Origin of the sequence: Acetobacter okinawensis JCM 25146, from assembly GCF_000613865.1 — a bacterium.
GTDB classification, from domain to species: Bacteria; Pseudomonadota; Alphaproteobacteria; order Acetobacterales; family Acetobacteraceae; genus Acetobacter; species Acetobacter okinawensis.
This window is the reverse complement of sequence record NZ_BAJU01000028.1, coordinates 23,876-33,751: the sequence shown is the minus strand read 5'-3', so window position 1 is coordinate 33,751 and position 9,876 is coordinate 23,876. Positions and strand designations below refer to the sequence as shown.

Genomic DNA, 9,876 nt, shown 5'->3' with positions numbered 1-9,876 from the left:
GGACGAAGATGTTCTCGAATTCCGGAGAGATCAACCAGCCGGTCAATAGATCGAAGCAGGTGATTGTCTGGTACATGCTGCTCCAGGCTGAACCCATAAAACAGGGTTTCCTGAACCCCGGTTCGCTTACCCATCATCTGCCGACACTCCTTGACTGATGACGACTGAATCAGGAAGCAATGATTATTTCAAGAGCGACTTTTTCAACAGAATTGGGGGAAAACCGGTCGGTCCGGGTTTGGGTGGAATTTTTTTGAAAGCGGACGTCTCCGCCAATCCCTAGGCGGTTCACTCATGGAATTGCTGTTCGCCCGGACATCCTTCTGGTCTGATGCATTGACACTGGATGACCTTCTTCCGCAGCTGACATCAGGCCGGATGATCTAGGTTCATGACGAATACCGGAAGGCAGGTCTACCACTCAATGTGATTGTAGAACACGTTCTCTTCTATAAAAGACCAATCCGATCCGATGAGCAGCGCGATGTTGCTTGCGCTTTGAGGGATCTTGGTCGGACACAGCATCGCACGGCTAAGGCCCGACTTTGGATAGCAGCCCCTGATTTTCCATCGCGAGATCGAAACAAGCCTTGATGGCATCACAGGTGAAGACATCTCGTAAAGCGCTACGATTTCTCCAGTGTCTTTCTTTGCCCAGCAGTCGTTTTCTTGGTCATCTGCCTCACTGCAACCATATGTTCTGACACTAAGTCCTGAGCCTAGGGGACGCATATGTTTACATGTCAAAGGGCATTTTGTAACAAAAAGCGTCACTACATAGGGTTCTAAAGCGGATGTCGTCGAAGCCAAGCCATCATTCGGTCCTTTCGTACTGGCATTCCGCTCTTCTTGATGATGCCCAGATGAAGATCTCCTTTAGCCGGGATAATCTGGTTGCTCTTGACGAAGAGGGTTTTGAAAAAGGCCAGCTGCCGCCAGACAAAACCCAGGCACTGAGAAAGATGCATCCTGCCTCCCGTGACCTGGCTCCCGACGATTCCATTATCGCGATGGCCGGTATCCGCATTCTTCTCGGACAGGTCAGTCATTCCACCGAGCATTCGAGACAGCCTGCCCTTTTCTGTATGGCCATGCTCGTCAACGTCAGTCCGGGAGGCACCATCGAGCCGCTCAAGGATGCGCCGCCCTGGATAAATCGAGAGCTTCTCGAACCGTCGGATGGTGACGTCCTGATTGGTGATTTGGCCACCATGGACACCTGGCTCCAGCTCAATCCGTTTGAAGGAGGCAGTCTCGGCAAGACCCTGGAGTGGGCGGAAAAGCTTTGGAACGCTGTGACCGGAGAAGACGGATTACCCGACGGCTACGAGCTCTGGGAGCGCGTGGCCCTTCAGCCTGCGGAGGCCAGCATCGGATGATTGCGACCCTCCATCAGCGACGGTTTTACGATACCGTTCTGGCTGACACCGATCTCGTAACACCTCTGCTCGCACGGTATGTCGATGGTGGACCGGAACCGGCCGTCGTGGATGAGTCCCAGAAGTGGGCTGCAGCGGGCCGAGCCAGGGGAACGATGACTTTCGCCTATGGAATGTCATCCAACCAGTCTGAAGCCATGACGGCGTTCTGCTCGGTGAAAGATGGTGACATTCTCGCCGTGAACGGCCCCCCGGGCACCGGCAAGACGACACTTCTGCAAGGTATCGTCGCAACGGAGCTGGTGACACGTGCCCTCGAGGGTGGTGATCCGGCTGTCATCGTCGGGACCTCGACCAACAACCAGGCTGTCACCAACATCATTGATGCCATGAAAAAAGCCATGGCTTCCAAGGACAGCCGGCCATGGGCGAGAAGATGGATTGAGGGTGCCGATGCGCTGGGTCTGTATTTCCCGTCTGGAGAGAAAGAAAAGGAGGCTCTGAAAGCCGGCTACCTGATCGCGTCTCCGGGAAGAGGCCTGGGCACGATGGAGTGGAAAGGCTTCCCCGAACGTGAACGGGACACAGTCGATGCCTGGGCCTCCCGTGACGCTTGGATTAACGGCTACTACAGTTCTTTCTATCCGGCGTCACTCCGCCAGTCCGCAAGGAGCACCTTTCAGGTCACAGTCCTCAGGGGGCGCGTCACGATATCAGCCTTGTTGAAGATGGCATCGCGAAAATCCGCGCCCGGATGAAAGTGCTTGTCGAAATAGGGCAGGTCTGTGCTGGAGAAGCCAGAAAGCTGAATCAGCTTTACGTGGCCTCAGGCTATGGAACATATCCCGACATCACAGAGGCCATCGCCCAGCGGGAAGCCCTTCTTCAGGAGCGCAGGCCAAGGGAAGACGCTCTCAAATCCGACCTCAAGGAAAAAGAGGCCGCTGCCGCCGTTCCGCGCGCCCGGATCAATGAGGAGAACCGGAAAACCCGGGACCTCCTGAAGCAGCGTGATGATGCTGTGCATGCTGCCGGGCAGAAAGTCGAAGAGGTGGGAGCACATGCCGTCGCACTCATTGCTGCATTGCCGAAGGGCGGTTTCTTTTCGAACCTGATGAGTGGACGCAACTGGGCGAATGTTGAAAGGCTTGTCGCCGAGGGTAGACAGGGCAGCTTCTTTCGGTCGCTCATGCAGGCTCAGGTCAAGTCCAAGCTCGAATGGATGAATGCCATCAATGAGATGACGGAATCAGCCGAGAGGGAGCTCGCAACAGTCCGGAAATCCCGGGAAGAGACGCGTCAGGCTCGAGATACCCTGGTCCAGAAGTTGGAACGCGAGGTTGCCGCTGCCGACCTGGTGAGCAAGACCGCCCGAGCAGAGTACGATCACTATGTGGGAGGCTCCTATGTTCTGGCCGGTCGCGAGCTTGAAAAGCTCGTCACCCTCAAGCATCAGATACTCCAGCAACTTCAGGATTGCTGCACGTCCATTGAAACGGTTCTGGCACCGTCCGACTGGGCCGCGATGTTCGACATGCCGGAAGAAAAACTTCCCTGGCGCCAGAGCAACTGGACAGGAAGGCTAGATGTCATCGAGGATTTCCTGGACCGGACAATACGCTACGCTCTGTTCCAGTATGCTTTGCGCTACTGGGAAGGTCGGTGGGTCCTTGAAGTTCAGGCTCTTCAGGATGCGCTCGAGCAGAACGACAACAAGGTCTATCCGTTCAAGGTTGGCGGCAGAGCCATGGAGGCCATGTATCGTCGATGGGCGATGCTGACACCGCTCTTCATCGTGACGGCAGCCAGCCTTCCGAAGTTTCCCAAATGCACGATGATGGAAAAGGGCAAATTCGTCGAACGTTTCATGGCAGGCTTTTTCGACCTGCTCATTGTTGACGAAGCCGGACAGATAGCCCCCTACCAAATGGTCCCGGCCATGGCCCTTCTCGAAGAAAGCCGTTGTGGTCGGGGATGTCTTCCAGATTGAGCCGGTCGTCACCAGTTCCTATGCAACGGATACTGGCAATGCCCGAAAGGCCGGCGTTCAGGAATACTTCTGGGATGACGACGGACCGGTTGATCCCCGCGTCGTCACGGCCGCCCCGGGAAACAATAACATCATGGGCTCCGTGATGCGCGTGGCCCAGACGGGCACCAGTCACTCCTCACCGGACAGCCCTGTTCCCGGCATCTTCTTGACCGAGCACCGCCGTTGCCGACGGGACATCATCGAGATCTGCAACGAACTCGTTTATAACGGCCGCCTGAAACCCGTGACCGCAGAACCGGACAGGGAACCTCCTCTGCCCCCTCTTGCTTGGGCCAATGTCAATGGAACGTCGGAGCGTCTGGGGCGCAGTCAGCGCAATCCCCGTGAAGCGGAGGCCATCGCGCGGTGGATTGTCAGTAAAGCGGATGAATGGAAGGACTTCTACGACAAGCCGGTGAACGAGATTGTCGCGGTGATTGCCCCCTATGGACCGCAGAGAGACGCCATCCGGCGGGCGTTGCGCAAGTTCAGCACGGCCCATACGGACAAGAACATCTCGAAAATCAAGGTCGGCACGGTCAACGCCATGCAGGGCGCGGAACGGGACATCATCATCTTCTCGCCAACATGCGACCGCAAGGCGAGCACGGGATTCCTGGATGGCAAGCGCAGTCTTCTCAACGTCGCCATCTCACGAGCCGTCCATTCGTTCGTCGTCATTGGCACGATGGAAATCTTCGAGCGGAATCCTGCATCGGCCCTGGGAATTCTGGGGAGAGCCTTGTTTTCCAAGGGCTATGAACTCGGGGATGTGACTGGCAACTGGGCAGCAGATACGTCTCTCATCCTCCGTGGCAAGAGGCTGTCATCCGTAAGCGAGCACCACGCGCAACTGGATAAAGCCCTCGCGGACCTGAAAGACGGCGAGGAAATTGTCATTGTCTCCCCCTTCCTGTCCCTGTCCGGCGTCAACGCACCTGAACTCCAGGACAGCATCCGCGAGGCCGTTGGCAGAGGGGCCGTGGTCAATATCGTGACGCGCGCTCCCAACGCTCCCGGTTATTCCAACGGAACATCACCTGCGTGCAGAAAAGCACTCGAGGAGACGGGAGCAAGGCTGCACGACATCAAGCTCCTACATTCGAAGACGCTGATGACGCAGAGCTTCATTGCAGAAGGGTCCTTCAACTGGCTGAGCGTCATGCGCGACAAACCTGAGGGCGCCAACCTGGATACGTCATGGGTGCTGACCGGGGAGGATGCCCATAAAGCCGCCCGAGAAGCCATTGATGAGCTCAACCTTCTTCTGAAAGAGAGCAAGCCCCCGTCCGAAATAGGGCATGGAATAATGGCGGCCTTTGTCAGTCTGACCTGCCCCGGGTTTACCGGAGAGTAAAACTCTCGGAGGATGAGCCTATGGTAGAGAAGGAGAAAACATCGCGTTATTCGCCTGAGTTCCGTGAGCGCGCCGTGCGCCTTCTGGACGAGCATCGCTCGGATTACCCGAGCTTATCAGCGGCCTGTCGCGAGATTGGTGGCAAGCTTGGCTGCTCGGGCGACAGCCTGCATGACTGGTGGAAGCAGGCCCGGCGGGACGCGGGTACGCAACCGGGGCCAACCACGGCCGAGACGGCACGGATCAAGGCGTTGGAGCGTGAGGTCCGTGAACTGCGTCAGGCCAATGAGATCCTGAAGAAGGCCTCGGCTTATTTTGCACAGGTAGCGCTCGACCGCCCGTTTCGCAAATGATCGCGTTTATTGAAGCCTACCGTGCCGATTACGGGGTCGAGCCAATCTGTCGCGTTCTGCCGATTGCCCCGTCCACGTTTTATCATCAGGCGGCCATAACGTGGAGGGGCCAGAAGCTGCCCGTCGGCTCTCAGCCCAAAGTGGCAAAAGGAGTTTGCGTCGATCATGTCCGCTATATGGAAAGCGACAAGGCGGCTCAAATGACCGACATGAGGCGACTACAGCCTGTCTGCTTTGTTTCTGCTGAGGCGTTGCGATGAACTCACACAAAGATCAGCTCCTCCGCGTCTTCCAGGCGAACTTGGTGCGCCTGTACGATCGGGTGATCCGCCCAGTCATGGCTAGTATGCCATACCACGGTGACTTGGGGACCGGCGAGGCAACGTGCCTCGACCAATGTCTTGACCGCGCGAAGGCCCAGGTCGACAACTATACCCGTAATGAGGCGGCCAAGGCGTTCGTACTGACGCTGGCGGGTGTGTTCGAGCGCCAGCTGAGCATCTGGGCACGGTCCATCCAAGACGCGGGCTTGGCCGACGTGACTAGGCTCCGGGGATATGAGCCGTTGCTCGGCGGCTGCGCGAAGATTGCCGGTATTAACCTCGCCTGCGATGGTCTCGGAAACGATCTGACACAGATGTTTGTTGTCGCCAATGTCGTACGGCACGGCGAGGGGCAATCGTGCGACCGACTTCGAGCGTTGGCGCCCCAACTCTGGAACGATGCTTCGACAGATTATTGCGACCTCCTGCCGGGCACGCCCGTTGCTAGCGAGCGTCTGCGTATTCGATCGAGAGACCTCATCCGCTACATCAGAGCCACGACCCGTTTCTGGGGCCTCGCCGACCCTCTGCCCATGGCCGTTACCGATCCGCCCTGTTAGAATGAATGACCCGTCAGCTGGCAACCGGTTCGTGATAGTTACAGTAAAGTCGCGGGGAAGAAAAAACGGCCGAGCGGATGCTGCCGAAGCCCTGTGCAAATATCAAAGCTTAAACAATCTGACGCTTGGGATGCCCGTCGAGATTCGAACCTCGATTGAGTAGAATGCGTGCGCAAGTCCGCTATCCGTCTTTGCCGGTAGAGCGTCGGATGATTCATATCGGCTTTCGGGATACTCTCCCTACCGCCTGTATGACCGACATGAGGGCGGTAGAGGACGAAATCATGAGCGTTCTGAAGGCGCCGTTCATATTAGCGTTCCTGTCTTGGGAAGATCTACAACCGTGCTGAAAATTGCTATTCTTGCCGTGGTGACGACTGTGATCGCACTCATCACCCCAGCGTCGGCTGACCAGTCTTTGTGGAAGAGCACAGAGGGCCACGAGTGGGTGTTGGATCTTCCATTTGAAAACGGCTTGACCCAGCGCGTCCTCTACCTTGCCCCGGCCCGACCGCGGGCGACATTGATCATGCTGCCGGGCGGTGCCGGCAAGGTCGGTATGCAACGTGACGGCGACCTGCGCCACGATGACAATTTCGTCGTGCGTACACGACAGGACTGGGTCGCGAGGGACTATGCCGTGCTGATCCCTGACACCATCGCACAGGAGAACTTAAGAGGAGCCCGCAGTTCCCCAGGCTATGGCAAGTTAATCTCAGATTTGGTCGCATATGCCCATAGCCACGTTCCCGCACCCGTGTTCTTGATCGGCACGAGTCAGGGAACCATCGCAGCGATGAATGGTGCCGCCCGAGCTCGGCCGAAGTCGATCTCGGCGTAGTGCTTACCGAATCCGTTTCCCTGCCGGGTCGGCGGAGTGCCGAGACTGTGTTCGACGCCAACCCGTCGGACGTGCGAGTTCCTGCTTTGGTCGTGGCCAACCGCGATGACGCTTGCAACGTGGCGCCACCGGAGATGGCGCCTCGCATCGTCGCAGCCATGACGCACGCGCCTAGCGCGCGCGTGCTCACAGTTACCGGAGGCTTGAAGCAGTCAGCCAAAGCTTGCGGCTCGCTCTCGCCGCACGGCTATTACGGCATCGAAAGTCAGGTCGTTAACTCGATCGCAAGTTGGCTGCGCGAGCAGGGCGGCTGATCAACTTTACAACAATCATGCACGCTATCGCGATGTGTGGGGAGCGCCCTATGTCTGATATGGCGGCGACAACTTTCTATCGACTTACTGCCGAGATAAAGTGGTCATTATAAGTTCAGGTGTGACAAGATTTCAGGAAGACTACGTAGCTACCGTAGATGTAGTCAACAGACTACCTGCGTTTCGTTCTGCCGCTGTATCTGCTCTAACCGCTGACGTCGGCCGGTACTGATAGGCTAAAGATCGTAAGTCAGACGGAATGCGTCTTTGTAACTCTCGATTTTCGCTCTAACGGGTGCATTAAAATGTACGCCCGTGACATATCGATGGTTGCGGGAAAGTTCGGTTAAAATCTTACGGCGTGTCTTTGCGGCCAAGCCGGGATTGTGATCAAAAGCAAATGTGACGTCAGGCCGCGCTACCTGAATATGGGGGAAATGCAGGACATCGCCCCAGATCAGGAGAGAGTCGTCTTCACTTTCCAAAAGATAGCCGGAATGACCTGGCGTATGCCCTGGTAAATGGACGGCTGTGATCCCGGGGAGCAGAACATCTCTGTCCTCGAAAGGTGTTATCTGCTGCTGGTAAGCAGCAAGGACATTGCGAGCAACGTCGAACAGGCGCTGATGTGCAACAGGTGCAGCATCGCGTCTCTCTTCGTTTCGCCAGAAATTCAGCTCTGCCTGATGAAGGAAAAACTTTTCAACGTTGCGGAAAGATTTTGTAGCAAAAGGCCCTGCCAGACCGCCGACATGATCGCTGTGTCCATGTGTGAGAAGGATCGTGTCAATCTGCAGGGGGTCATAACCTGCGGCGATCAGCGCAGGAATCAGTCGGCCGCCCCAGCCGTTGAGGTTTCCAGCACCACCATCGATAAGAATGGTCCGCGCACCGGCCTCAATAACAAATGCATTGATGTTCATGTGCGATGAAGGTGAAGTGTCTGCCGCGCCCAGAAGCGACAACGCCTCATCTTGATCAATCCCATCAAGAAGGTCGAGCGAGGCGTCTAGAGAGCCGTCACTCAGAACCGTTACGGCGAACTCTCCGACACGGTAACGGCTGATTTCAGGTGCCTGAAATATTCGTTCTGATGACATGAGCTTATCCCTAGCTTGCTCATCTGGTATCGGACAGACGATGGGTGTCTGCCCGATACCATCCGGCGCAATCTCAGCCGTGCTTTACCTGATCACGCGACACCGTTCAGTTTGCAAAGAATGGCATGCCGAGCCGCTTTGACCGTTTCAGGTGTGGTGCGGTTGTCGATAGCCTGCTGCTTTGTTGCGGCATCGCCGCCAACGACCATATCTTCGTTTTGCATGAGAGCGTCGACACCCTGCTGCGCCACGACATGCAAGTCATTTTTGGGCCCATGATCGATCTTGCTGGTGGCCATGCCGGCGTTCTTGTGAAAACGCGTGTTTGTGGCACCCGGGAGCAGGGCTGTGACACTGACGCCCGTATCGCGAAGCTCTTCTCGCAGGGATTCTGAAAACATAAAACCGAATGCCTTGGAAGGACCATAGACAGTTTCGTAAGGTGTCGGTGTGGTTGCCGAGAGGGAGGACACAATCATGATCCGGCCCGCCTTGTTGGGCACCATGTGCTGCACTACACGCTTGGCCAGATGCACCGTCCCGGAGATATTGATGGCAATGACCCGGAAATCATCTTCGAGCTTGTTATCAACAAAGGCCCCGCCCAGACCGATCCCAACATTGAGAACGGCAATATCGATGTTTCGTCCAAGATCTTTCGTAAACTGCCAGAACCCTTCGACGCCGTCATAAGTCGCTGCATCCGCCTGAAATGCATAGACTGCTACACCGATCTTTTCGAGTTCTGTTTTGGCGTCGTGGATTTTACCACTGGCCCCTGAAATGGCGAGGTCATAACCCATGCCACCGAGGATACGTGCAATCTCGAAACCAATACCCGAAGACGATCCGCTGATCATGGCAAGTTTGCTCATCTGTCTCAACTTTCCCCCAAGTTTTATAAAACGGGGCGACACACAGCTGGTCATGCCTGTCGCCACTTGTTTGTGGAGTTAAGCGCGAAATCAGTGAAAATCCATGCCGCAGGCGGAGAGCTGAAATCAACGAAGTGATCGTTTTTATTCACCTGTTACGTTCTGATCAGGTTTTTGCCCCTGTATCAGGCGAATAAGAGCCCGTAATGCTTCAGGAAGCTGTCGCCGGCTGGGATAATAAATAAAGAGTGGCGGTCCCATGGAGGCCCATTCGGGCAGGACCTTGACGAGCGACCCGTTTGCGATCTGCACTGCCGCCCGGCTTTCAAGGTTGTAACTGATCCCCCCATCGCGTTCGGCGATCTCGATAGACAGAACGGTTTCGTTGACGATCACTGACCAGTCCGTGTCCAAAAAGACTTTCTCTTCGCCGCGTTCCAGCTCCCAGTGATAGATTTTTCCGCTTCCCATCCGGATCCCTATACAGCGATGCTGGTGTAGGTCGGCCGGACCTCGAAGGGGTGGAGCTGATGCAAGATAGGCAGGCGATGCGACTGTCACCCATCGTAGATCGGGACAGAGCGGGACCGCGATCATGTCTTCCGGTATTGTGCCACCATAGCGAACCCCCGCGTCAAAACCCTGTTCGATGATGTCCACCACGGCGTCCTCCACCGCGACTTCCAGACGGACGTCGGGATAAAGGGTGGCATAACGCGCAATCACCGGGGCCAGAACAAGC

10 protein-coding genes, 2 pseudogenes and 1 other annotated feature are annotated in these 9,876 nt (G+C 56.3%); of the genes and pseudogenes, 8 read left to right on the top strand and 4 right to left on the bottom strand.

Going from position 1 to position 9,876, the window contains the following annotated elements:
* Nucleotides 1-137 (bottom strand): annotated as a pseudogene (locus tag JCM25146_RS23935) (IS5/IS1182 family transposase); the annotation flags it as partial.
* Nucleotides 138-863: 726 nt separating this feature from the next.
* Between JCM25146_RS23935 and JCM25146_RS23930 the strand changes: the two are divergent.
* From JCM25146_RS23930 to JCM25146_RS23905, 8 genes and pseudogenes are all read left to right on the top strand, one after another.
* Nucleotides 864-1,379, top strand: coding sequence for a hypothetical protein (locus JCM25146_RS23930; RefSeq protein WP_242401076.1), 516 nt, complete (start codon nucleotides 864-866; stop codon nucleotides 1,377-1,379).
* Nucleotides 1,376-2,137 (top strand): DEAD/DEAH box helicase family protein, encoded by a 762-nt coding sequence (locus JCM25146_RS23925; protein WP_242401075.1) that lies wholly within the window; start codon nucleotides 1,376-1,378, stop codon nucleotides 2,135-2,137. The genes JCM25146_RS23930 and JCM25146_RS23925 overlap by 4 nt, the downstream gene beginning before the upstream one ends.
* A complete protein-coding gene (locus JCM25146_RS23920; RefSeq protein WP_242401074.1) occupies nucleotides 2,134-3,369 on the top strand; it encodes a hypothetical protein in 1,236 nt (411 codons plus the stop codon). The genes JCM25146_RS23925 and JCM25146_RS23920 overlap by 4 nt, the downstream gene beginning before the upstream one ends.
* Nucleotides 3,344-4,768 carry an AAA domain-containing protein gene (locus JCM25146_RS23915; RefSeq protein WP_242401073.1) on the top strand — a complete coding sequence of 475 codons (1,425 nt, stop codon included), beginning with the start codon at nucleotides 3,344-3,346 and terminating at the stop codon, nucleotides 4,766-4,768. Before JCM25146_RS23920 ends, JCM25146_RS23915 begins: the two co-directional genes overlap by 26 nt.
* A 20-nt stretch (nucleotides 4,769-4,788) precedes the next feature.
* Nucleotides 4,789-5,204, top strand: a pseudogene (locus tag JCM25146_RS22085) (transposase); the annotation flags it as partial.
* Nucleotides 5,076-5,192: a sequence feature (AL1L pseudoknot), on the top strand. It overlaps the preceding pseudogene by 117 nt.
* Nucleotides 5,205-5,377: 173 nt before the next feature.
* Nucleotides 5,378-6,004, top strand: a complete 627-nt coding sequence (locus JCM25146_RS11185) for a hypothetical protein (RefSeq protein ID WP_025828002.1) — start codon at nucleotides 5,378-5,380, stop codon at nucleotides 6,002-6,004.
* 343 nt (nucleotides 6,005-6,347) lie between these two features.
* Entirely contained in the window at nucleotides 6,348-6,845 is a 498-nt protein-coding gene (locus JCM25146_RS23910; protein ID WP_242401072.1) for an alpha/beta fold hydrolase, read from the top strand.
* 47 nt (nucleotides 6,846-6,892) lie between these two features.
* Nucleotides 6,893-7,159, top strand: a complete 267-nt coding sequence (locus JCM25146_RS23905; RefSeq protein WP_242401071.1) for a hypothetical protein — start codon at nucleotides 6,893-6,895, stop codon at nucleotides 7,157-7,159.
* Between the two features lie 236 nt (nucleotides 7,160-7,395).
* Here the strand turns inward: JCM25146_RS23905 and JCM25146_RS11170 are convergent, their stop codons facing one another.
* The 3 genes from JCM25146_RS11170 to JCM25146_RS24590 all read right to left on the bottom strand — a co-directional run bounded on the left by JCM25146_RS11170 (nucleotide 7,396) and on the right by JCM25146_RS24590 (nucleotide 9,869).
* Nucleotides 7,396-8,259: an MBL fold metallo-hydrolase gene (locus JCM25146_RS11170; protein ID WP_025828000.1), complete on the bottom strand. Its 864-nt coding sequence runs from the start codon at nucleotides 8,257-8,259 to the stop codon at nucleotides 7,396-7,398.
* A gap of 92 nt (nucleotides 8,260-8,351) precedes the next feature.
* Complete coding sequence (locus JCM25146_RS11165; protein ID WP_199897739.1) at nucleotides 8,352-9,134, bottom strand: SDR family NAD(P)-dependent oxidoreductase; 783 nt, start codon at nucleotides 9,132-9,134, stop codon at nucleotides 8,352-8,354.
* A gap of 144 nt (nucleotides 9,135-9,278) precedes the next feature.
* Nucleotides 9,279-9,869, bottom strand: a complete 591-nt coding sequence (locus JCM25146_RS24590; RefSeq protein ID WP_277909590.1) for a LysR substrate-binding domain-containing protein — start codon at nucleotides 9,867-9,869, stop codon at nucleotides 9,279-9,281.
* Nucleotides 9,870-9,876 lie beyond the last annotated feature (7 nt).